Genomic DNA, 21,912 nt, shown 5'->3' with positions numbered 1-21,912 from the left:
GCCCCCCGCCGCGCCCCTACAGCCCAGCGCGACGCCGACGCGCGCGAGGCACGCTCGCGCTTCGCACCGGCGGCCGCCGAGTCACTAAATCGGGGACGTTGTCGCGATGCAACGCCTCCCGGCCCAATGACATCGCGGCAACCCGCAGCAGCGAAAATTTGCTGCATTGCACTAGCTTTTCCCTAGGGAAAACCCCTATAATCGCGACTAAGGGAAAACCCTAGCAATGCAGTCACTACCGGGAGTCGCCATGAGCTACATCTTTGCACTGTTCCAAAAGGTCAGCGACTTCTTTGCGTCGCCCCATCTGCCGCTGGATTCGGACTACTCGTACGCAGCGCGTGCCCGTGAAGCAGAGCGTCTGCGCCGCGCGCAGGCCACGCTGTTCGGCATCAAGCTGACGGACTAAAAACCAGCCGCACCTCCCGAGCGCGCGACAACGCGCCCGGGCGCGCACCTCGAGTGCGCTTCTCATTGAGCCACTATTCGCGAAATGCGGATCGTGGCTTTTTGTTTTTCGGGGCTCTCTTGTCGCGATGCACCATTGCGCGACGAGACAGACGTATCAGCGCCAGGCCTCCGGTGTCTGTCCGACTCCTTGCGAATTATTTCGGGGCCGAAATGAATGTAACCAGCTTTCACGCTGATTCAGCGAGTCGAATGAAAGCATTGCCCGTAAACCTTTGTTGAACGAAGCGCGAAAGCGACACCGCGCTTCCATCATCGGGCCCCACCTATGAAATGCTCGCTTACAAGTGCTAACGTCTTCACGCGATCCGGGCCGCTAAAGTGAGTCTCAAGCGTACGGCGTCTGGTTCGGCTCACAAGCGAAGCGAACGAAGCGAATCGCACGATCCGAGCAAACACGGACGCTGGCCTGGAATAAAACTTTGACGGGAGGTCATGATGAAAAACTTTGGCAAGGCATCGCGCTCGCTGATCGCAACGCTGCTCGCGGGCGGCGCACTCGTCGCGGCTGGTAGCGCATTCGCGCAAGACCGCGTGATCGTCGAACACGGTCCGGCACCTGTCGTGTACGGCCAACCGCATATGATGCCGGTGGGCGTGTCGATCAACATCGGCTGGCACGGCGATCGTTACTGGGACGGCCACCGCTACTGGGAGCACGACGAGTGGATGCGCCATCATCCGCACGACTACGATCCGCACCACCGCGGCGACGATCACCGCACGCCGCCGTCGCGCTACTAAAGCGCGCCTGATGGCGTCGCAACAGGCGGCGTGAGTCCACGAAGCCGGTCTTCCCTCGAGGGGAAGGCCGGCTTCGTCGCATTTGGGCGTGCGAGTCCGACCGTGGTATTGCGCGTGCTGCGCTATGCTTCGGGGCTTTCATCGACGGCAGCGGGAGCGCGTGTGGACAAGACGACACAGGATGTAGCGATAGGGGTGGTGGGCACGGGACTGATGGGCGTCGGCATTGCGACGCAGGCCGCGTTGCATGGATACCGGACGATCGTTCACGACGTCGATCCGGCGCGACTCGCGAGCGTCGCGCCGAAAGCGCAAGCCGTGCTCGACGAACTGATCGACGCGGGCCGTATCGACGATGCTGCCAAACAGGCGGCGCTCGCGCGCATCGAAACCAATGCGCAACTCGATGCGATCGGGCAAGCGCGCTTCGTGATCGAGGCGATTCCCGAAGTGCTCGAACTCAAACACCGCCTCTACGCGACCCTGACCAGCCTGCTCGCCGATGATGCGATCCTCGCGAGCAACACCAGCGGCTTCCCGCCCGACCAGCTTGCCACCCCGCTGCGCGCGAAAGAACGCTTCGTGATCGCGCATTTCTGGAACCCGCCGCACATGATTCCGCTCGTCGAGGTCGTGCCGGGCACCGAGACCGCGCCCGAAGTCGTGCGGCAAACCGCCGGACTGATGAGCGCGATCGGCATGGAGCCGGTCGTGCTCGCGAAGGCGATTCCGGGCTTCGTCGGTAATCGGCTGCAGTTCGCGGTGCTGCGCGAGGCGTTGCACATCGTGCGTTCGGGGGCAGCGACGCCCGAGGTCGTCGATCGCGTGATGAAAGCTTCGCTGGGACGTCGCTGGGGCATCGTCGGACCATTCGAGGGCGCGGACATGGGCGGACTCGACACGTTCGTCGACATCGCGTCGCATTTGATGCCGCAACTCGCGAAAGACGAGGACGTGATCGATCTGCTGCGCGCGCAGGTCGACGCGGGGCGTGTCGGCGTGCGCAGCGGCGCGGGGTTTCATGACTGGGATGAAGCGCGCATCGCGCGGGTAAAGGAAGGGCGCAAGCGCGTGATCGGGCGCGGCTAGTGCGGTATAAATAGCCGTTCCGTGCCTGGTACTCCGCCGCTTTTCGCGCTAACTGCCACACGCGTCGCAAGCGAACCTAAATCAACGCCAAGCCAACCCCAAGCCACTTCATGTCTCACTACTTCTACGACCCCGCCGCCGGTCACGGCCTGCCGCACGATCCTTTCAAGGCGATCGTCGCGCCGCGGCTGATCGGCTGGATTTCGTCGCGCGATGCCGAAGGCACGCTCAATCTTGCGCCATACAGCTTTTTCGGCGCGTTCGCGACCTTTCCGCCGATCATCGGTTTTAGCAGCGAGGGCCGCAAGGACAGCCTCGCCAACATCGAGGCGACCGGCGAATTCGTTTGGAATCTCGCCACCCGGCCGCTCGCGGAGCAGATGAACCGCTCGTCGGCGCCGGTAGCGCCGCATGTCGACGAGTTCGCATTGGCCGGGCTCACGCCCGCGCCGGGCCGCAACGTGGCGGTGCCGCACGTAGCCGAATCGCCGGCGGCGCTCGAATGCAAGCTGCTGCAGATCGTGCGTCTGCATGATGTCGACGGCAAGCCGATGGACAACTATCTGTCGCTCGGCCAGGTGGTCGGCGTGCATATCGACGACGCGTATCTGAAGGACGGCCTGTTCGACACGCACGCCGCGCAGCCGATCATGCGCGCGGGTTATCGCGCCGACTATGCGCAGATCGGCGAGATGTTCCAGATGATCCGGCCAACGGCCTGAACTCGTCCTCAGCAGCTTCCGCTGATTAGCGGATCGCTCAGGGTGTCACCGGCGGCGGTTTGCGTGGGGACTGCGCGGACGTTTCTGCCGCGGAGTCACTGTTGCCGCTCCCGCTCCCGCTCCCGCCCACGGGCGCATCCACTTCGACCTCGACGACCGCAGCCGCGACCGGCGCGGCCGCCGTGACTTCCGCCGCAATCGCCGCGGGCACCGGCTGGATCGGGCGCGCACGCGAGCTGACGAGCACCGCGCGCGGTTCATTGTCGTAAATCACGGCCCGCACGCGCGGATAAATGTCCCGCTCCCAGCGACGTCCGCTGAACACGCCGTAGTGGCCGACGCCCGTTTGCACGTGATGCGTCTTCAGATACGGCCGCAGACGATCGCACATGTCCTGCGCGGCGAGCGTCTGACCGACTGCGCAGATATCGTCCTTTTCACCTTCCACGGTCAGCAATGCGGTGCGGCGAATCTTCGACGGCTCCACCAGCCGCCCCTCGACTTCGAGCGCGCGTAACGGCAGCGCATGCTGCTGGAACACGGTGTCGACGGTCTCCAGATAGAAGTCGGCGGTCAGATCCATCGTCGCGAAGTACTCTTCGTAGAACGTGCGAATCGTGTCGGCTTTCCGCGGATCGCCCTTGCCGCGCTCGTAGTACATCGTTTCGAACGAGTCGGCGTGGCGGCTCGGATTCATCGCCATGAACGCGGCCAGCTGCACGAAACCCGGATACACGCGACGCTGCGCGCCGGCAAACCCGAACGGCACCGCGCTGATCAGATTACGCTCGAACCACTCGATCGGCCGGCTCCTGGCCAGTTCGTTGACGCGCGTCGGATTGATGCGCGTGTCGATCGGGCCGGCCATCAGCGTCATGCTGGCCGGCTGCGCGGGATGGTCGTCGGCGGCCATCAGCGCGACGGCGGCGAGCGCCGCGACGGTCGGTTGACAGACCGCGAGAAGATGCGTGCCGGACCCGATCGCCGCGGTGAAGTCGATCACGTGGCGCACGAATTCGTCGAAGCCGAAGCGGCCTTCGCCGAGCGGCACGTCGCGCGGGTTGTGCCAGTCGGTGATATAGACGTCGTGCTCGGTCAGCATCGTGCGCACGGTTGCGCGCAGCAGCGTCGCGAAGTGGCCCGACATTGGCGCAATCATCAGCACGCGCGGCTGCGGCGTGGAAAGCACGGCGTCCTTGCGAAAATGCAGCAGCGAGCAGAACGGCGTGCGCGCGACGACTTCCTCGACCACCGCGACCGGCTCGCCTTCGGTGACGACGCTATCGATGCCGAACGGCGGCCGTTTCGGCGTGAGTCCGCCGAGTATCAGAAGTTCGCACGTCGCGCGCAGCGAGCGTCCGTGCGGCGTAGCGGCGAATGCGGACCATGCATCGAGCGAACGGTTCGCCAGCGCCGCGCCGTGCCGCAGCGGTAGCAGCAGGTCGGCGCAGGCCTGATAGGCAGGATAGGCGAACAGATTCATACTTTCACTCGAATGCGCCGGAAAGACAGGAACTCGAATAAAAGCAAGTGGTGCGCCAGGCGCTGGCGCGCGTTGCCCCTGTGTCGCGTCGTATCTGCGTGGGTCGGCATATCACTTGCGTGCATAGGCGAAATGGGCCGGCCTTGCCGCGCTTTGGTGCGCGCACGCACCGCGGCGTGCATGGGTGCAGGCACGCGCGGCGCGATGCCCGATCTGGAGGACACACGTATGGGAAATACTACGCTCACGATCAGCAGCAGGAATTATTCGTCGTGGTCGCTGCGCGGCTGGCTGCTGACGAAGTTCAGCGGCTTGCCGTTCGAAGAAATCGTGGTGCCGATCGACGACCCCGCGACGCGCGCCGAACTACTGCTGCTGTCGCCGTCGATTCTGGTGCCATGCCTCGTGCACGACGGCGTCAAGGTCTGGGACACGCTGTCGATCGCCGAATATCTGCACGAACTGAAGCCGCAAGCCGTGCTGTTGCCGCACGAGATCCGCGCCCGCGCGCATTGCCGCTCTATCTGCGGCGAGATGCATTCGGGGTTTGCGTCGTTGCGCTCGGCGCTGCCGATGAACCTGAAGGCGCATTTCCCGGGCTTCAAGGTATGGGCGCGCGCGCAATCGGATATCGAGCGGATCGTGACGATCTGGCGTGAATGTCTGAAGGAGTACGGCGGCCCGTTCCTGTTCGGCGAGCGGACCGCAGCGGACGCGATGTACGCACCGGTGGTTACGCGTTTCGTGACCTATGACGTGCAACTCGATCCGGATATGGTCGAATACGGGCAGCGCATCATAGCGCTGCCCGAAATGCGCGAGTGGATCGCGCTCGCGCGTCAGGAGGTCGAGGAGATCGATGAACTGGACGTCGAGTTCTGAGCGCGGCGGCCGCCGTCCGCCGCCGCCGTCCACATTAAGCAGATCCGTCAGCCGCGCTCGCCTTCGAGCTTGAACACGCTGACCAGCTGCGCGAGCCGCGCAGCCTGCTCGCGCAACTCGGCCGCCGCTGCTTCCGCATCGACGACGATCGTCGCATTCTGCTGCGTCGCCTCGCCGATCTGCGTGACCGCCAGGTTGACCTGCTCGATGCCGCCCGACTGCTCGCGCGACGCGACATTGATTTCGCTCATGATCGCGCGGACCTGACCGACCTGAGTGACGATTCCCTGCATCGTCGCGCTCGCTTCTTCGGCGATGCGAAAACCGCTGTCGACGTTCGCGCTCGACGCCGCGATCACGCCCTCGATCTCCTTCACCGCCGCCGCGCTGCGCTGCGCGAGCGCACGCACTTCCGACGCCACGACCGCGAAGCCCTTGCCGTGCTCGCCCGCGCGCGCCGCTTCGACGGCCGCGTTCAACGCGAGGATGTTGGTCTGGAAGGCAATGCCCTCGATGACCGTCGTGATCTCGGCGATCTTCTGCGACGAGCGGCCGATCTCGCCCATCGTCGACACCACGCGCTCGACCGCGCGGCCGCCTTCGAGCGCGGCGTCGGCGGCGTGGGTGACGAGGGTGTTCGCTTCGGTCGCGTGGTCGGCATTCTGCTGCACGGTCGACGTGATCTGCTCCATGCTCGCCGCGGTCTCTTCGAGGCTGCTCGCCTGGGTCGCGATGCGCAGCGCGATGTTGCCGCTGCCGGTGGCGATCTTCTCGGTGCCCGCCGACATGTCGGCCGACGCGTTGCGCACCTGCGCGACGATGCGCGCGAGGCCTTCGCCGATGCCGTCGATCGCCAGCATCAGGCGGCCGATCTCGTCGGCGCGCGCGCGGCCGTGCTGCGCGACGCGCACGCTCAGATCGCCCGCGGCGAGACGCTCCGACGCACGCGCGGCTTCGTCGAGCGGACGGCTGACGAGCCGCCGTACCGCGACGACGAACACGATCGCGAACAGGCCGACCAGCACGAGGCCGAGCAGCATAAACGTGTTCCGTGTACGCACGACCTCGGCCATCACTTCGTCGCGCGGCGCGACGCCGCCGACGAGCCACTGCCACTCCGGCACCGTGACGAACGACACGAACTTGTCGCGCGCGTCGCTCTCGCCGAGCGTCGCGTCGGCCGAGCGGTAGTCGAGCTCGCCCTGCTTCATGTCGAGCATGCGCTGATACGGCGCGTTGGCGTCGTCGGCTTTCTGGCCCGCGGCGGCCGGATGCACGAGCAGCTTGCCGCGCTCCGCGCCGCTCGACGCGTCGAGCACGAAGTAATAGCCGCTCGCGCCGATCTTCAGCGCGTGGATGCCGTCCTGGACCGACTGGATCTCCTTGTCCACGTCGACACCGACGAACAGCGCGCCGATCACGCGGCCGCTCGCGTCGGCGATCGGCCGGTACTGCGTGATCATGCGCTTGCCGAACAGCATGGCGAGGCCGGTGTACGAGCGGTTCGCGAGCAGCGGCGCATACGCCGGCCCCTTGCGGTCGAGCAGCGTGCCGACCGCTCGGGTGCCGTCCTGCTTCTTCAGCGAGGTGGTCACGCGCACGAAGTCGTCGCCGCTGCGCGCAAACACGGTCGCGACCGCGCCGCTGCGTTCGAGGAACTGGTCGGGAATCGTGAAGTCGAGATTCAGCACCTTGTCGCCGGCCTTGAAAGTCGGCGTCGCGGTGCTCCCGATATCGACTTTCTGCGTGTCGTCGAGCGAGAAGTCGGTGGGCAGGAAGCTCGCGAACAGCGCCATCGACCGATCGACTTCGGCCGACAGCGCCTTGTCGAACAGCTCGATCATCGCGGCGATCGAGCGGTCTTTTTCGGCGATGCGGGCGAGCACCTGGTCGCGCACCTGGTCGCCGGCGGCGCGTGCGAGCGCCCACGCGAAGGTGCTGAAAATCAACGCGACCAGCACGCACGAGAGCACGGCAAGCCGCGCGCCGACGCTGGCGCGGCGCAAGAAGAGAGAGTTCATGGGCAGGCGCGAAAAGGGGACAGGCGACGCGCGCGTCGGGCATGGCCGTGAACGGCATCGATTTACTGGTTTACGGCTCGGGAGACGGCGGCTTTAGGGCGACTGAAAGCCGCCCGTAATAGCCTGAAAGGCGCCACAAAAAACCGGCCCCGAAAAAGGGACGAGGCGGAATGCGGAAGGTGTTGCTGCGTTGCTCAGCGCACCGGATCGACGGTTCGGCCGGGCGCGCTTCGCCACGTCCGCAACAACAACGCATTGGTGACGACGCTGACGCTCGAAAACGCCATCGCCGCGCTCGCGAGCATCGGATTCAGCAAGCCGAACGCGGCCAGCGGAATGCCGATCAGGTTGTAGACGAATGCCCAGAAGAGGTTCTGCTGGATCTTGCGCCACGTTCTGCGCGAGATGTCGATCGCGTCGGCGACGAGCGCCGGGTCGCCGCGCATCAGCGTGATGCCGGCGGCGTGCATGGCGACGTCGGTGCCGCTCGCCATCGCGATGCCGATGTCGGCGGCGGCGAGCGCGGGCGCGTCGTTGATGCCGTCGCCCGCCATCGCGACGATGCCGGCGTGGCGCATCTTCAGGTCGCGGATCACGCGGGCCTTGTCGTCGGGCAGCACCTCGGCGTGGAATTCGTCGATGCCGAGCGCCCGCGCGACGCTCGCCGCACTGCCGCGGTTGTCGCCAGTCACGAGCACGCTGCGGATGCCCATCTGCGCGAGCCGCGCGACGGCCGCGCGCGCGGTCGGCTTCACCGTGTCGCCGAACGCGATCAGCGCGAGCGCTTCGGGGGCGTGAGGCGCGCGCGTCATCAGCCACGACACCGTGTTGCCGGCCGCTTCGAGTTCCTGCGCGCGCGCGGCAAGCGCGGTCGGCAGCGCGATGTCGAGCTCGCGCAGCCAGCGCGTGCTGCCGAGGGCGAGCGTGCGGCCGTCGACGTCGGCTTCGACGCCCCGGCCGGCGACGGCGCGAGCGGCGGTGGCGCCTGGCCCGCCCTCGTGTTCGCCGGCCATTTGCCCGAGCTGAGCCTCGTGCGCGCGCATCACCGCTCGCGCGAGCGGATGATCGCTATGCCGCTGCACCGCCGCCGCAAGCGCGAGCGCTTGGTCGCGGCTCAAGCCGCCGATCGGCTCGAACGCCGTTACCGATGGTTGGCCGAGCGTCAGCGTGCCGGTTTTGTCGAACGCGACGATCGACACGCGATGCGCGATTTCCAGCGCTTCCGCGTCCTTGATCAGCACGCCGTGGCGCGCGGCGACGCCGGTGCCGGCCATGATCGCGGCGGGCGTCGCGAGGCCGAGCGCGCACGGGCAGGCGATCACCAACACCGCGACCGCGTTCAGGATCGCGGTTTCCGCGCCCGCGCCGGCGAGCAGCCAGCCGATCAGCGTCAGCGCGGCGAGCGCGAGAATCGCCGGCACGAAGACTTCGCTGACGCGGTCGACGAGCCGCTGGATCGGCGCCTTCTCGGCCTGCGCGCTTTCGACGAGCCGGATGATGCGCGCCAGTGTCGTCTCCGCGCCGATCGCGGTGGTCGTCACCACGAGCGCGCCTTCGCCGTTGATCGAGCCGGCCGTGACGGCGTCGCCGGTCTGTTTCGGCACCGGCAGGCTTTCGCCGGTGATCAGCGCTTCGTCGATATGCGTGCGGCCTTCGAGCACCGCGCCGTCGACCGGTACGCGCTCGCCCGGCCGCACGATCACGACGGTGCCGACCCGCACCTGCGCGAGCGGCACCTCGCGTTCGCCGGCGCCGTCGCGGATGCGCGCGCGCTCGGGGCGCAGCGCGTTGAGCGCGCGGATCGCGTCGGTGGTCTGGCGCTTGGCGCGCGCCTCGAGCCACTTGCCGAAGCGCACCAGCGTGATCACGACCGCCGATGCCTCGAAGTACAGATGCATCGTGTCGCCCGGATGCATCGCGAGTTCGTAGACGCTGATGCCGTACGCCGCCGATGTGCCGAGCGCGACCAGCAGGTCCATGTTGCCCGCGCCGGCGCGCACCGCGCGCCAGGCTGCGCGATAGAAGCGCGCGCCGAATACGAACTGCACGATCGACGCGAGCACGAATTGCAGCCAGGCTGGCAGCATCGCGTGGAGGCCGAACCATTCGCCGAACATCGGTGCGACGAGCGGCAGCGTCAGCAGCGCGGACGCAACGACGCTCGCGAGGTCGCGGCGGGTTTGAATCCGCTTGCGGTCGACGACGGGGGCGTGGGTCGTGTCGAGGATGTCGCGTTCGTCGCCGGACGCGGCGATAGCGGCCGTTGTCTCGGCTGGAGCGGCAGCAGCGGGCGGCGCGCTCAACGTCGCTTCGTAGCCAGCTTTCCTGACGGCGGCGATCAGCGCGCCGCTATCGGCGGATGCGGTGCCTTGCGGATGAACGGTGGCGGTTTCGGTCGCCAGATTGACCGACGCGCGCGCGACCCCAGGCACCTTCGCGAGCGCTTTTTCGACGCGCAACGCGCAGGCTGCGCAGGTCATGCCGCCGATCTCCAGTTCAATGGTTCCCGGCGTCGCGGTGGGTGTCGCGGTTTGCGTCGCGCTTGGCGCGGCAAGCTCGGCGTTCGCGACCGGCGTCGCTTCGTATCCGGCCTTGCGCACGGCATCGGCCAGTTGCTGAGGCCCGAGCGTCGCGTCGCTTTCCACGCGGGCGCGCTCGGTCGCGAGATTCACCGACGCGCGCGCCACTCCCGGCAGCTTGGTCAGTGCTTTCTCGACGCGGCTCGCGCACGACGCGCAAGTCATCCCGCCGATGTCGAGTTCGACGACGCGCGTGGGCGAAGAAGAAGCGGCAGCGTCGGCGGGGCGCTGCGGGTTGGCAAGTGCGGTCATGGCAGGCGAGGCTCGTGGCGGCATTGGGCCGCATCGTCAATCCAGTATCGACCTTCCCATGACGGGAAGGTCAAGGCCGGATTATGCGGCCGCCGTCAGAACGCCGGCGGCGCATCGAGCATCGCCTGTCCCACCGCCTTCTGTTGCTCGCCGTCGCGCGCGAGCAGCGTTTGCGCGGCGCCGCGCCGGTCTTCGGCCGCCTTGTTCTGCCCGAGCTTCCATTTGCCGACGAGCCGCGTTACCTCGATCTCGATACCGACGATCGCGCCGAGCATCTGCGCGATGTAGTCGGCGGGCGCGTCGCCCATCTTCCATGGCACCGGCTCGCCGGCTTCCATCTCGCGCGTGAGTCGCGCGACGAGACCGCGCACGAACGATTCATCGTCATGCACCACGATCCTGCCATGTGCATGCACGACCATATAGTTGTAGGTCGGCACCTGCTTGTGCGTTTCGTGTTTGCTCGGATACCAGCTCGGGGAAATATAGGCGGTCGGCCCCTGGAAGATCACGAGCGCTTCGGCATGGGTCACGGCTTCTTGCCAGACGGGGTTCGCCCGCGCGACGTGCGCGCGCAGCACCAGACGTGACGAATCCGCCGCATCCGCCTGGGCCTCGAACGGCAGATGATTCGCATCGAGCCCGTTGGGGCCGTGCGTAATCAGCGCGCCGAACGGGTGCTCGGCGATCAGGCGATGAAGAACCCCTGGACGGTTCTCTTCGAAATGGGCGGGCATGTACATTGAAGTGTTCCGAATGCAGGACGACGAAAGAGTGGAGGCGAACGGCCAAGCTGGCGGATCGACGAATGCGCGAATCAAAAAAGCATGCCGCGCTCGCGCGAGCCGTTGGCGCGGGAACATAATGTGACAGCGACGCCGATTGTCACATCGGTGACGCGCCTGCGCGCTGTCAGCCACAATTCCCTGCTTTGTGCTTGCCTGGCTAGCAAGGATACGATACAACGCGATGTTGTCGGAATCGCAATCCGCGGACTCGCTGCGCAGTGTTTCGGGAGAACCGCGCATGCGCCAGGCGCTGCACACCGGCATCCCCCATAGGACTGCACGTTCCGCACTCTGAACGAATGATAAAAAATCTCCGAGAACTGTTTTTGCTTCAACGAACCTGCGCGTCGCTCGCGGGTCTGGCACTGCTGGCCAGCTGTGCGTCGACCCCCACCGCGACGCAACAACGCACCGGCTGGATCAAGGACGAAGTCGCCGACTCCTACGTATTCGGCTATCCGCTCGTGCTGATGAGCGCCGCGCGCGATGCGGCGGTCGGCACCGAGCCGGGTCAGGCGCCTTTCAACACGCTGCGTCACGCGCAGGCGCTGCCGCCGATCGGCGCGACCAATCCGCCGCAGCCGAGCCTCGACACGCTCGACTCGACCGGCTGGCTCGACCTTGCCGCCGAGCCGGTGATCCTGGCGCTACCTGACTCGCATGGCCGTTACGTCGATGCGCGCGTGCTCGACATGTGGACCAACGTCGCGTGGTCGACCGGGCCACAGTTCGCCGCGGGCACGGGCACCGCGAAGGGCTTGCGCGCGCAGACGATCGCGTTCGTCGCACCCGGCTGGAAGGGCGAGCTGCCGAAGGGCGCAAAGCGCGTCGAAGTGCCGACGCGCAACGCATGGATCAGCGTGCGCATCCAGTCGAACGGCGCGCGCGATCTGAACGCGGTGCGCAAGCTGCAGCACGCGATCCGTCTGGAGCCGCTGAGCGTGTTCGTCGGCGACGCCGAGCCGGCGGTGCCGCCGCGCGGTTACGCAAGCGGCGTCGCGGGCCCGAGCGGCACGCCGGCGCAGCAGGTCGCCGCGCTCGACGGGAGCGGCTTCTTCGGCCGTCTCGCCGACGCGTTGCCTGACAATCCGCCGACACCGGCCGATCCGCATGCGCTCAAATTTCTCGCCGATCTCGGCGTGACGCCGGGCGATCCTGTGAAGCTGCCGAAGTCATCCGATGCGCTCGCGGCCGGTCTCGCCGACGGTCGCGATCGCGTCGCGACGCCGCCGTCGAATCTGCTGAGCGCGAACGGCTGGAGCTGGTTCGGCGATACCGTCGGCAACTACGGTCCCGACTATGGGTTGCGCGCGTATGCGGCAAGCACACAGTTAGGCCTCGGTACGAAGGACGACGAAGTACGCGCGTTCGTCACGCAGGACAGCGACGGCAACACGCTGAACGGCGCGAATCGCTATGTGATCCACTTCGCGGCGAACCAGCTGCCGCCGGTGCGCGGTTTCTGGACGATCACCGCGTATACGAAGGATGGCGCGCTGAGCGAGAACGCGCCGGCGCGGCTCGCGGTTGGCGATCGCAATGGCGCGCGCCGCAATCGCGATGGTTCGCTCGACGTGGTCGTGTCGTCGACGCGCAGCCGGACCGGTAACTGGCTGCCCGCACCGCGCGCGGACATGCAACTGGTGCTACGCCTGTATGCGCCGAAGCCGCAAGCCACCGACGGCAGCTGGCAGCCGCCGCCGGTCGTGCGGCAATGATGTGAACGGCGCGCGGGCAAACCGCGCGCCGTCCGGTTTCATTATCTAACGCTCGCGAAAATCTCGTTCGCGGGAAAGCCAGTCAGTCAGCAGCACGAATCGTCAAGGCGGGCCTGACATTCCTGTCTAACCATTGATTCGCGCCTTATACTGCCGCTTGCGGGATCTCTGTTTTTCGCGGCGGGCTTGCCGCCGCATTCCTCCACATCGAGCATGGCAAGCCTCAATAAAGCATCGTTAGCCTCCTCCATACAGACCATGCGCGCAGTCGCGCAGTCGCGCCGTACGCGACGGATTCTCGTCGGTCTGCTGATCTTCGTCGTCCTGTTCGGCCTGCTCGGCTTTTTCGCGGCGCCGCCGCTGATTCGCCACATCGCCAGCCAGCAACTGAGCAAGCAGCTCGACCGGCCGGCGTCGATCGGCCGTATCGCGCTCAATCCGTACACACTGCGTTTCGAGGCCGACAACGTGCATATCGGCGAGCGCGGCGGCGCGGGCGACTTCGTCGATATTTCGCGGCTCATCGTGAAGCCGTCGTGGAGTTCGCTGTTTCGCGGCGCGCCCATCGTCGACGAAGTGCAGGTCGATTCGCCGCGCTTTCATATCGTTCGCCTCGATGCGCAGCACTTCAATTTCAGCGACCTGATCGAGAAATTCGCGAATCAGCCGGCAAAACCGAATAGCAAGCCGACGCAGTTCTCCGTCTCCAACATTCGCGTCGAAAACGGCCAGATCAGGTTCGACGACCGGCTGCTCGGCACGAGCCACGTGATCGATCAATGGAAGCTCGGCATTCCGTTCATCGCGACGCTGCCGTCGAAGACCGATATCTTCGTCGAGCCGCTGCTGCGCGCGCGCATCGACGGCGACAGTCAGCTCGCGATCGACGGCAGGACCAAGCCGTTCGCGGCGTCGCGCGAGTCGGAAGTGTCGCTGCGCTTCGACGAGCTCGACGTGCCGAAGCTGGTGTCTTACGCGCCGTCGAAGCTGCCGGTGATCGTGCAGTCGGGCAAGCTGTCCACCGACCTGAAGCTGAACTTCGAGATGTCGAACGACACGCCGTCGCTGCGCGTCGCCGGCACCGTCGATCTGAACGACGTCAACGTGCAGGATCAGGGCAAGGCGCCGTTTTTCGCGGCGCGCGCCGTGCATGTGGCGGCGGCATCGCTCGAACCGTTGAAGAGCATCTATCACTTCGACGATATCCGCATCGACGCGCCGAGCGCGAGCCTCGCGCGCGACAAGGACGGCGTATTGAGCGTCGAGCATATGTTCGCGCCCGCGCCGGAAAAAACCACGGCAAAGGAAACCGCGGACGCGAATGCCAACGCCAAAACCGCCGCCGCCGAAAAGGCGGCCCCGCCGTTCGACGTCGCGATCAAACGTTTCACACTCAACGACGGCACCGTGAACGTACACGACGAAGCCGTGTCGCATCCGGTAGAAGCCGGGCTGCAAAACCTCGCGGTTACGCTGACCGATTTCTCGACGCTCGCGTCGGCGCCAGCGCACTACACGCTGAACACGAACCTGAAGAACAGCGGCGGTTCGCTCGCCGCCGATGGCACGGTCGGCCTCGCGGCGAAGACGGCGAGCGCGAAGCTCGATCTGAAGTCGCTGAAGCTGCCGCCGTTGCAGCCGTATCTGGATACCGCGACGTCCGCGCAGGTGCTGGACGGTGCGTTGTCCGCGACGACGAATATCGACGCGAACTGGTCGAAGTCGCCGATGGCGCTGACGGTCGCGGACACGCAGCTGGACATGCAGGCGGTGAAGCTCGCGGCGCGCGGCGGCAAGACGCCGGTGATCTCGCTCGCGCAGGGCAACGTGGTAGTCAAACAGGTCGACGTCGCGGCGCGCACGGCCGACGTGACGAGCGTAGACGTAACCGGTCTCGCGGTCGACGCGCAGCGCCTGAAGGACGGCACCATCAATCTGGATGCGCTCGCGAGGGCGCATCAACAGGCGACGGAGCGCACGGCGATCCACGCGGCGAAACAAGCGCAGGCCGAAGGCCCCGCATGGCGCTACAAGATCGCCGAATTGACGCTCAAAGACGCGACCGCCGATTTCACCGACAACACGACGCCGCAGCCGGTCAAGCTGAGCTTTACGCCGGTGCAGCTGAAGGTGCGGCAGATCAGCGACGACTTGGGCCGTCCGCTGCCGGTCGACCTGCAGGCCACGTTGAACAAGAAGGGCACGCTCGCTGTGAAGGGCGACCTGACCGCGACGCCGCTAAAGCTGGCCGTCAAGATCAACGCGAACCAGCTCGACGCGGCTGCGTTCGAGCCGTACTTCGGCAGCAACCTGAACGCGACGCTCGCAAGCGCGCTGCTGAACGCGAACGGCGATCTTGCGGTCACCCAGGCTAAGTCGCTGAAAGCGAACTTTCGCGGCGACATGGCGCTCGTCGCCGTGCGCATGCTCGACAAGGTGACGTCGGACCCGTTCGCGGGCTGGGGCTCGCTCGCGCTGTCGAACCTGAAGGCCGATTACGACGAGCACGGCACCGTCGTCGACGCGGGCCGCGTGACGTTCTCGAAGTTCTATGGGCGTGTACTGCTCGACGCGCAAGGCAAGCTGAATCTGAAGGATGTGGTCGCGCACGAGGGCGGTACGACGCAGTCGCTGACGCGCGACAAGAGCGGCTCGCACCCGATTCCGCTGACGCCCGAGGCGGTGTCTGAGGCAGTCGCGGCGTCGGCGCCGGTCGCGGCATCTGCCGCAACGCCCGGCAAACCTGCCGCCACGGCCGTCGGCAGCGCCACGGCCGCGAGGCCGCCAGCAAACCCGGTCAAGATGCACTTCGGGCAACTGGTGTTGCAGCAGGGCCGCGTGACCTATACCGACAACTTCGTCAAGCCGAACTACACGGCGAACCTTGTCGCCATTCAGGGCACGATCGGCGCGTTCGGTACGGAATCGACGACGCCCGCGCCGGTCGACGTGGCCGCGAAGCTCGCGGCCAACGGTCCGCTGACGATCCGCGGCACCATCAATCCGCTGATCGCGAAACCGGCGCTCGATCTGACCGCGAGCGCGCACGACATCGAGCTGACCAACCTGACGCCGTACTCGGCGAAATACGCGGGCTATCCGATCACGAAGGGCAAGCTCAACGTCGATTTGCATTACAAGCTCGAGAACGACCAGCTGAACGCGAACAACCACCTGTTCATCGATCAACTGACATTCGGCGATCACATCGACAACGACACCGCGACCAAACTGCCGGTGCGTTTCGCGATCTCGCTGCTGAAGAACTCGCGCGGCGAGATCGACGTGAACCTGCCAGTGTCGGGCTCGTTGTCGAACCCCGAGTTCAGCATCGGCGGGCTGATCTGGCATGCGGTGCTCAATCTGCTCGAAAAGGCGGTGACCGCGCCGTTCTCGCTGATCGCGCACGCGTTCGGCGGCAATGGTGAGGACCTCGGTTACGTCGAATTCGAGGCCGGCTCGGCGACGCTCACCGATGCCGACAAGCAGAAACTCGACACGATCGTGAAGGCACTCACCGACAAGCCGTCGATCCGCATGGACCTGATCGGACGCGTCGATCCGAAGGTCGACGAGCCGGCGCTGCGCACGCAGTACGTCGATCAGATGGTCAAGCGGCAGAAGATCAAGGACACGGTGGGTAATGGTGAGAGCGTCGATCCATCGACGGTCACGGTCGATCAGAAAGACTACGACAAATATCTGACCAAGGCCTACAAGTCCTCCGACTTCAAGAAGCCGCACAACTTCATCGGCATGACGAAGACGCTGCCCGACGACGACATGAAGAGCGCGCTCGCGGCCAACGCGCCGATCGACGACGCGAGCTTGCGGCAACTCGCGCAGCGGCGCGCGCAGAGTGTGCAGCAGTACCTGCAAGGCAAGATCGACAGCAGCCGCGTGTTTATCGTCGCGCCGAAGATGAATGCCGACGACATCAAGGACAAGGGTGCGACGACGCGGGTCGATTTCGGCTTGAAGTGATGGAGGAGTCGCGGCGCGTGAGCCGTGGCGTTCGGCGAGCCGATAAAAAAAAGCCCGACCTGAGGTCGGGCTTCAAAGTCGGCTGCGCCCTCCACAGGACGCAGCCCCTGCAAAACAGCGAGGCTGTATGCGTTGCCGCGAGGCTTAAGCAGCCAGCAGCGAGCGCAGCACGAACGGCAGAATCCCGCCGTGCTTGTAGTAGTCGACTTCGATCGGCGTGTCGATACGCAGCAGCACCGGAACGCGCTTGTCGCCGTCCTTGCCGTGGATCACGAGCGTGACTTCCTGTTGCGGCTTGAAGTCGTCGCCGAGGCCTTCGATGTCGTACGTTTCTTCGCCGGTGATGCCGAGCGACTGCACGCTATCCGAGCCCTTGAACTGCAGTGGCAGAACGCCCATGCCGACCAGGTTCGAACGATGGATCCGCTCGAAGCTGCGTGCGACCACAGCCTTCACGCCCAGCAGTTGCGTGCCCTTGGCCGCCCAGTCTCGCGACGAGCCCGTGCCGTACTCTTCGCCCGCGAACACGACGGTCGGCGTATCGGCGCCGATGTACTTCATCGCTGCGTCATAGATGGACAGCTGTTCGCCGCTCGGCTGGTGAATCGTCAGGCCGCCTTCGACGCGCGAGCCATCCGCCTTCGCCGGGATCATCAGGTTCTTGATACGGACGTTCGCGAACGTGCCGCGCATCATCACGTCGTGGTTACCGCGCCGCGAGCCGTAGCTGTTGAAGTCGGCCTTTTGCACGCCGTTTTCCTTCAACCAGCGGCCTGCCGGCGAGTCTTCCTTGATCGAGCCTGCCGGGCTGATGTGGTCGGTCGTGACCGAGTCACCGAAGATGCCCAACGCGCGTGCGCCCTTGACCGGCGCGATGCTGGAAGCCGGCGTCATCGAGAAGTCCTTGCCGAAGAACGGCGGCTCGGCGATGTAGGTCGACTTCGGCCAGTCGTAGACCTGACCTTCTTCGCCCTCGATCTTGCTCCACAGGTCGCCCTTCTTCGTGAGCTGCGAGTAGTTCTTGCGGAACGCGTCGGCATCCATCGCGTACTTCAGCAGCGCGTTGACTTCTTCGCTGGTCGGCCAGATGTCGCCGAGGTAGATGTCCTTGCCGCCCTTGCCCTTGCCGACCGGCTCGGTCATCAGGTCGCGCGTGATGTTGCCGGCGATCGCGTACGCGACTACGAGCGGCGGCGACGCGAGGAAGTTCGCGCGGATGTTCGGGTGGATACGCGCTTCGAAGTTACGGTTGCCCGACAGCACCGCTGCCGCGACGATGTCGTTCTTCGTGATCGCGTCGTTCAGTTCCGGCGTCAGGTCGCCCGCGTTGCCGATACAGGTCGTGCAGCCGTAAGCGGCCAGCGTGAAGCCGAGCTTGTCGAGGTACTTCAGCAGGTCGGTCTTCGTCAGGTACTCGGTGACGATGCGCGACCCCGGAGCGAGCGACGTCTTGATGTGCGGAGCGACCGTCAGGCCAGCTTCGACAGCCTTCTTCGCAAGCAGACCGGCGGCCAGCAGCACGCTCGGGTTCGACGTGTTCGTGCACGACGTGATCGCGGCGATCAGCACGTCGCCGTTCTTGACGTCGACGCCGTTGCTGGTCGTGTATTGCGCGTCGAGATCGGCGGCCTTCTTCGCAAAGCCGTTTTCGGCGACCGGCTTCGAGAACAGGTCGGTGAAGGTCGACTTCACGTGGCCGATCTCGATGCGGTCCTGCGGGCGCTTCGGGCCTGCCAGCGACGGCGCGACCGTCGCGAGGTCCAGCGTGACGACCTTCGTGTAATCGATATCGCCTTCGCCCGGAATGCCGAACAGCTCCTGCGCCTTGAAGTAGTTTTCGAACGCGGAGATCTCCGCGTCCGTGCGGCCCGTGCCGTGGAAGAAGTCGATGGTCTTTTCGTCGACCGGGAAGAAGCCCATCGTTGCGCCGTATTCGGGCGCCATGTTGCCGATCGTCGCACGGTCCGGCACCGACAGCGAGCGCGTGCCTTCGCCGAAGAACTCGACGAACTTGCCGACGACCTTCTCCTTACGCAGCAGTTCGGTGATCGTCAGCACGAGGTCGGTCGCGGTCACGCCTTCGATCAGCTTGCCCTTCAGGTGCACACCGACGACGTCCGGCGTCAGGAAGTACACCGGCTGGCCGAGCATGCCTGCTTCGGCTTCGATACCGCCCACGCCCCAGCCGACCACGCCGATGCCGTTGATCATCGTCGTGTGGCTGTCCGTGCCGACCAGTGAATCCGGGTAGTACACGGTGTCCGCGCCGTCGGCCTTCTTGTGCACGCCGCGCGCGAGGTACTCGAGGTTCACCTGGTGAACGATGCCGACGCCCGGCGGCACGACCTTGAACGTGTCGAACGCCTGCATGCCCCACTTCATGAACTGATAGCGCTCGTTGTTGCGCTGGAATTCCAGCTTCATGTTCAGGTCGAGCGCGTTCTTCTCGCGGAAGTGGTCGATCTGCACCGAGTGGTCGACGACCAGATCGACCGGCACCAGCGGCTCGATCGACTTCGGGTTCTTGCCGACGGCCTTCGCGACGCCGCGCATCGCGGCGATGTCGGCGAGCAGCGGCACGCCGGTGAAGTCCTGCAGCACGACGCGCGACACGACGAACGGAATTTCGTCGACGCGCGCCGCGGTCGGCTTCCAGTTCGCGAGTTGCGTGACATGTTCTTCGGCGACTTTCTTGCCGTCGTAGTTGCGCAGCACCGATTCCAGCACGATACGGATCGAGACCGGCAGGCGGTCGATCTTGAGGTTCAGAGCCTTGCCGAGTTGCGGCAGGGAGTAGAACTTGCCTTTGCCGGAACCGCTGTCGAATTCCTTGAGCGTTTTGTGGAGGTTGTGGGCCATGGTGTTTTCCTTGGTTTGGATCGCGGAACTACAGTACTCAACCTAGATGACGTACAGATCGACGTATTCATTGACCGGCGTCGCTTCGAGCTTGGCCTGGTCGAGCGATACGTCGAGAATCGCCAGTTGTTGCTTGACCGGAAAGCGCCGCGCGAGGTTGGTCTTGAACTTCTCGACCAGCAACGGAATACCGTCTTCACGACGGCGCTTATGACCGATCGGGTATTCGACTACGACTTCACCGAACTTCGACCCGTCGTTGAATTCGATCGTCAGTGCGTTGGCGATCGAACGCTTCTCCGGGTCGTGATAGTCCTTCGTGAACTGTGGGTCTTCGACGCATTCCATCTTCGCGCGCAATGCATCGATACGCGAGTCCTGCGCGACTGAATCTTCGTAATCGGCAGCCGTCAGACGGCCGAAAATCAGCGGCACCGCGATCATGTACTGGATGCAATGATCACGGTCAGCCGGATTGTTTAGCGGACCCTTTTTATCGATGATGCGAATCGCCGCTTCGTGGGTGCGGATCGTGATGCGGCGAATGTCTTCGACGCGCCGGCCCTGCGCGGCGAGCTGCACATGCAGCGCGAGCGCGGCTTCCACGGCGGTTTGCGCGTGGAACTCGGCCGGAAACGAGATTTTGAACAGCACGTTTTCCATCACGTACGAGCCGTACGGACGCTGGAACTGGAACGCGTTGCCGTTGAACAGCACGTCGTAGAAGCCCCACGTTTTCGCGCTGAGCACCGACGGATAGCCCATCTCGCCGGTCTTCGAGATCAGCGCGAGGCGCACGGCGCGCGAGGTCGCGTCGCCGGCGGCCCACGATTTGCGCGAACCGGTGTTCGGCGCATGACGGTAGGTGCGCAGCGCCTGCCCATCGACGAGCGCCTGCGATATCGCGTTGATCAGCTCGTCGCGCGTAAGGCCGATCAGCTGGCCGACCACGGCGGTCGACGCAAGCTTGACGAGCAGCACATGATCGAGCCCGACTTTGTTGAACGAGTTCTCGAGCGCGATGCAGCCTTGAATTTCGTGCGCCTTGATCATGGCGATCAGGACGTCTTTCATCGTCAGCGGCGCTTTGCCGGCTGCGATGGCGGTGCGCGAGAGCCAGTCGGCCGTCGCGAGAATGCCACCGAGGTTATCGGACGGATGGCCCCATTCGGCGGCGAGCCAGGTGTCGTTGAAATCGAGCCAGCGGATCATCGCGCCGATGTTGAAGGCGGCCTGAACCGGGTCCAGCTGGAACGACGTGCCCGGCACCTTCGCGCCGTTGGGGACGATCGTGCCTGCCACGATCGGTCCCATCAGCTTGGTGCAGGCTGGGTAGGTAAGCGCCTCGAGTCCGCAACCGAGCGTGTCGATCAGGCAATGACGCGCGGTTTCCAGCGCGAGCGCGCTGTCGATCCGGTAATCCAGCACGTAGTCGACGATATCGACCAGGACGGCGTCCGGGGCGGGTCGTACGTTGGAGATCGGGGCGGGCATCGGGGGCTTCCCTGGCGGCGAAAATCAGTTGCCGGTCTTGTTGATCGCGTTCGATTGCGTTGCAGCCGGCGCGCCCTGTTCCATGGCGACCGTCTTGCACTCGTCGGCGAGACGCGAGCTGTCCTTGTCCTGGAACAGCATGGCCTTCGTCGGGATCACGACGAGGTCCATACCGGATGCTGCGTCGTGGAAGCGGTCGGCGCCCGTCGTGGTCGCTTCGCGCGGCAGGTTGTAGTTCTTGTTCGCCCAGTGAACGGTGACAATCTGGTCACGCTTCATGTCGCCTTTCATTTCGAAAGCAAGGCCGTCCTTGCACGCCCACTTTTCAGCGCCTTCCGGGATCGGATCGACCTTCGCTTCCTTCGCCGGATTCGGCTTGCGCTTGATCAGGCGGTGCGGCTCCGGGCGCTTCGCGACGGCCTTGGTGGCCGGCTTCTTCGTGGTGGTGGCCGTGTCCGCAGCGGTGGCGTCAGTCGCGACGGTCAGCATCGTCGTGGACAGGGCGCCAATCATGGCGGCGATCATCAGCTTTTTCATGGAGAAAACCTTTCTATCAAAATCAGTTAAACAGTGCGCGGACGACCGGTCCGGCGGCCGCGCGGGTTGAACTGCACGCGCTGTGGAGCGCGCAGCGATCGCTATTTTCTCCTATTTAGCGGCACGTACTTTAAATTCTCGGGTCCGGTGTAATTCGCGCTCGGGCGGATGATCTTGTTGTCGACGCGCTGCTCGATGATGTGCGCGCTCCATCCTGCCGTACGCGAGATCACGAACAGCGGCGTGAACATCGCGGTCGGCACGCCCATCATGTGATACGACACCGCGCTGA

15 protein-coding genes are annotated in these 21,912 nt (G+C 65.2%); 7 read left to right on the top strand and 8 right to left on the bottom strand.

All coding sequences use genetic code 11. The features are described from left to right. Positions 1-250 precede the first annotated feature (250 nt). From F6X40_RS38405 to F6X40_RS38390, 4 genes are all read left to right on the top strand, one after another. The gene (locus F6X40_RS38405) at positions 251-409 is read left to right on the top strand and encodes a hypothetical protein (RefSeq protein WP_187631470.1); all 159 of its coding nucleotides are present in this window, start codon (positions 251-253) and stop codon (positions 407-409) included. Positions 410-906: 497 nt separating this feature from the next. Further along, positions 907-1,212, top strand: coding sequence for a hypothetical protein (locus tag F6X40_RS38400; protein ID WP_187631471.1), 306 nt, complete (start codon positions 907-909; stop codon positions 1,210-1,212). A 213-nt stretch (positions 1,213-1,425) separates the two neighbouring features. Then, positions 1,426-2,301 carry a 3-hydroxyacyl-CoA dehydrogenase family protein gene (locus tag F6X40_RS38395; protein ID WP_260336653.1) on the top strand — a complete coding sequence of 292 codons (876 nt, stop codon included), beginning with the start codon at positions 1,426-1,428 and terminating at the stop codon, positions 2,299-2,301. 110 nt (positions 2,302-2,411) lie between these two features. Further along, the gene (locus F6X40_RS38390; RefSeq protein ID WP_184037964.1) at positions 2,412-3,023 is read left to right on the top strand and encodes a flavin reductase family protein; all 612 of its coding nucleotides are present in this window, start codon (positions 2,412-2,414) and stop codon (positions 3,021-3,023) included. 37 nt (positions 3,024-3,060) lie between these two features. Here F6X40_RS38390 and F6X40_RS38385 read toward each other — a convergent pair whose 3' ends face one another. Further along, complete coding sequence (locus F6X40_RS38385; RefSeq protein WP_187631469.1) at positions 3,061-4,506, bottom strand: polyhydroxyalkanoate depolymerase; 1,446 nt, start codon at positions 4,504-4,506, stop codon at positions 3,061-3,063. A gap of 228 nt (positions 4,507-4,734) precedes the next feature. Here F6X40_RS38385 and F6X40_RS38380 point away from each other — a divergent pair, with 228 nt between their 5' ends. Further along, a complete protein-coding gene (locus tag F6X40_RS38380) occupies positions 4,735-5,388 on the top strand; it encodes a glutathione S-transferase family protein (RefSeq protein ID WP_187631468.1) in 654 nt (217 codons plus the stop codon). Positions 5,389-5,435: 47 nt separating this feature from the next. Here F6X40_RS38380 and F6X40_RS38375 read toward each other — a convergent pair whose 3' ends face one another. The 3 genes from F6X40_RS38375 to F6X40_RS38365 all read right to left on the bottom strand — a co-directional run bounded on the left by F6X40_RS38375 (position 5,436) and on the right by F6X40_RS38365 (position 10,983). Further along, complete coding sequence (locus tag F6X40_RS38375; protein ID WP_187631467.1) at positions 5,436-7,409, bottom strand: methyl-accepting chemotaxis protein; 1,974 nt, start codon at positions 7,407-7,409, stop codon at positions 5,436-5,438. 194 nt (positions 7,410-7,603) lie between these two features. Next, a complete protein-coding gene (locus tag F6X40_RS38370) occupies positions 7,604-10,240 on the bottom strand; it encodes a heavy metal translocating P-type ATPase (RefSeq protein ID WP_187631466.1) in 2,637 nt (878 codons plus the stop codon). A gap of 95 nt (positions 10,241-10,335) precedes the next feature. Continuing rightward, positions 10,336-10,983, bottom strand: coding sequence for an FMN-binding negative transcriptional regulator (locus F6X40_RS38365; protein ID WP_187631465.1), 648 nt, complete (start codon positions 10,981-10,983; stop codon positions 10,336-10,338). A 344-nt stretch (positions 10,984-11,327) separates the two neighbouring features. On the opposite strand from F6X40_RS38365, the gene F6X40_RS38360 reads away from it, so the two are divergent. Both F6X40_RS38360 and F6X40_RS38355 read left to right on the top strand, forming a co-directional pair. After that, positions 11,328-12,746, top strand: coding sequence for a DUF1254 domain-containing protein (locus F6X40_RS38360; protein ID WP_187631464.1), 1,419 nt, complete (start codon positions 11,328-11,330; stop codon positions 12,744-12,746). Positions 12,747-12,959: 213 nt separating this feature from the next. Next, positions 12,960-16,730, top strand: a complete 3,771-nt coding sequence (locus tag F6X40_RS38355) for a DUF748 domain-containing protein (protein ID WP_187631463.1) — start codon at positions 12,960-12,962, stop codon at positions 16,728-16,730. A gap of 144 nt (positions 16,731-16,874) precedes the next feature. Here F6X40_RS38355 and acnA read toward each other — a convergent pair whose 3' ends face one another. From acnA to F6X40_RS38335, 4 genes are all read right to left on the bottom strand, one after another. After that, entirely contained in the window at positions 16,875-19,589 is a 2,715-nt protein-coding gene (gene acnA, locus F6X40_RS38350) for an aconitate hydratase AcnA (RefSeq protein WP_187631462.1), read from the bottom strand. A 42-nt stretch (positions 19,590-19,631) separates the two neighbouring features. Beyond that, complete coding sequence (locus F6X40_RS38345) at positions 19,632-21,083, bottom strand: bifunctional 2-methylcitrate dehydratase/aconitate hydratase (protein WP_187631461.1); 1,452 nt, start codon at positions 21,081-21,083, stop codon at positions 19,632-19,634. A gap of 24 nt (positions 21,084-21,107) precedes the next feature. Beyond that, positions 21,108-21,620, bottom strand: coding sequence for a hypothetical protein (locus tag F6X40_RS38340; RefSeq protein ID WP_187618449.1), 513 nt, complete (start codon positions 21,618-21,620; stop codon positions 21,108-21,110). A gap of 101 nt (positions 21,621-21,721) precedes the next feature. After that, positions 21,722-21,912 (bottom strand): citrate/2-methylcitrate synthase (locus tag F6X40_RS38335; RefSeq protein ID WP_316251882.1); only part of this gene is annotated, 191 nt, incomplete at its 5' end.

Source organism: Paraburkholderia sp. UCT31 (genome assembly GCF_014397655.1).
Classification (GTDB): domain Bacteria; phylum Pseudomonadota; class Gammaproteobacteria; order Burkholderiales; family Burkholderiaceae; genus Paraburkholderia; species Paraburkholderia tuberum.
The sequence above is the reverse complement of the archived record's forward strand: the minus strand, read 5'-3'. Positions and strand labels throughout refer to the sequence as shown.

Excerpts from the sequence above, each read along its gene's own strand:
- F6X40_RS38405 (WP_187631470.1), top strand. The coding sequence starts at position 251 with ATGAGCTACATCTTTGCACTGTTCCAAAAGGTCAGCGACTTCTTTGCG.
- F6X40_RS38400 (WP_187631471.1), top strand. The coding sequence starts at position 907 with ATGAAAAACTTTGGCAAGGCATCGCGCTCGCTGATCGCAACGCTGCTC.
- F6X40_RS38395 (WP_260336653.1), top strand. The coding sequence starts at position 1,426 with ATGGGCGTCGGCATTGCGACGCAGGCCGCGTTGCATGGATACCGGACG.
- F6X40_RS38390 (WP_184037964.1), top strand. The coding sequence starts at position 2,412 with ATGTCTCACTACTTCTACGACCCCGCCGCCGGTCACGGCCTGCCGCAC.
- F6X40_RS38385 (WP_187631469.1), bottom strand. The coding sequence starts at position 4,506 with ATGAATCTGTTCGCCTATCCTGCCTATCAGGCCTGCGCCGACCTGCTG.
- F6X40_RS38380 (WP_187631468.1), top strand. The coding sequence starts at position 4,735 with ATGGGAAATACTACGCTCACGATCAGCAGCAGGAATTATTCGTCGTGG.
- F6X40_RS38375 (WP_187631467.1), bottom strand. The coding sequence starts at position 7,409 with ATGAACTCTCTCTTCTTGCGCCGCGCCAGCGTCGGCGCGCGGCTTGCC.
- F6X40_RS38370 (WP_187631466.1), bottom strand. The coding sequence starts at position 10,240 with ATGACCGCACTTGCCAACCCGCAGCGCCCCGCCGACGCTGCCGCTTCT.
- F6X40_RS38365 (WP_187631465.1), bottom strand. The coding sequence starts at position 10,983 with ATGTACATGCCCGCCCATTTCGAAGAGAACCGTCCAGGGGTTCTTCAT.
- F6X40_RS38360 (WP_187631464.1), top strand. The coding sequence starts at position 11,328 with ATGATAAAAAATCTCCGAGAACTGTTTTTGCTTCAACGAACCTGCGCG.
- F6X40_RS38355 (WP_187631463.1), top strand. The coding sequence starts at position 12,960 with ATGGCAAGCCTCAATAAAGCATCGTTAGCCTCCTCCATACAGACCATG.
- acnA (WP_187631462.1), bottom strand. The coding sequence starts at position 19,589 with ATGGCCCACAACCTCCACAAAACGCTCAAGGAATTCGACAGCGGTTCC.
- F6X40_RS38345 (WP_187631461.1), bottom strand. The coding sequence starts at position 21,083 with ATGCCCGCCCCGATCTCCAACGTACGACCCGCCCCGGACGCCGTCCTG.
- F6X40_RS38340 (WP_187618449.1), bottom strand. The coding sequence starts at position 21,620 with ATGAAAAAGCTGATGATCGCCGCCATGATTGGCGCCCTGTCCACGACG.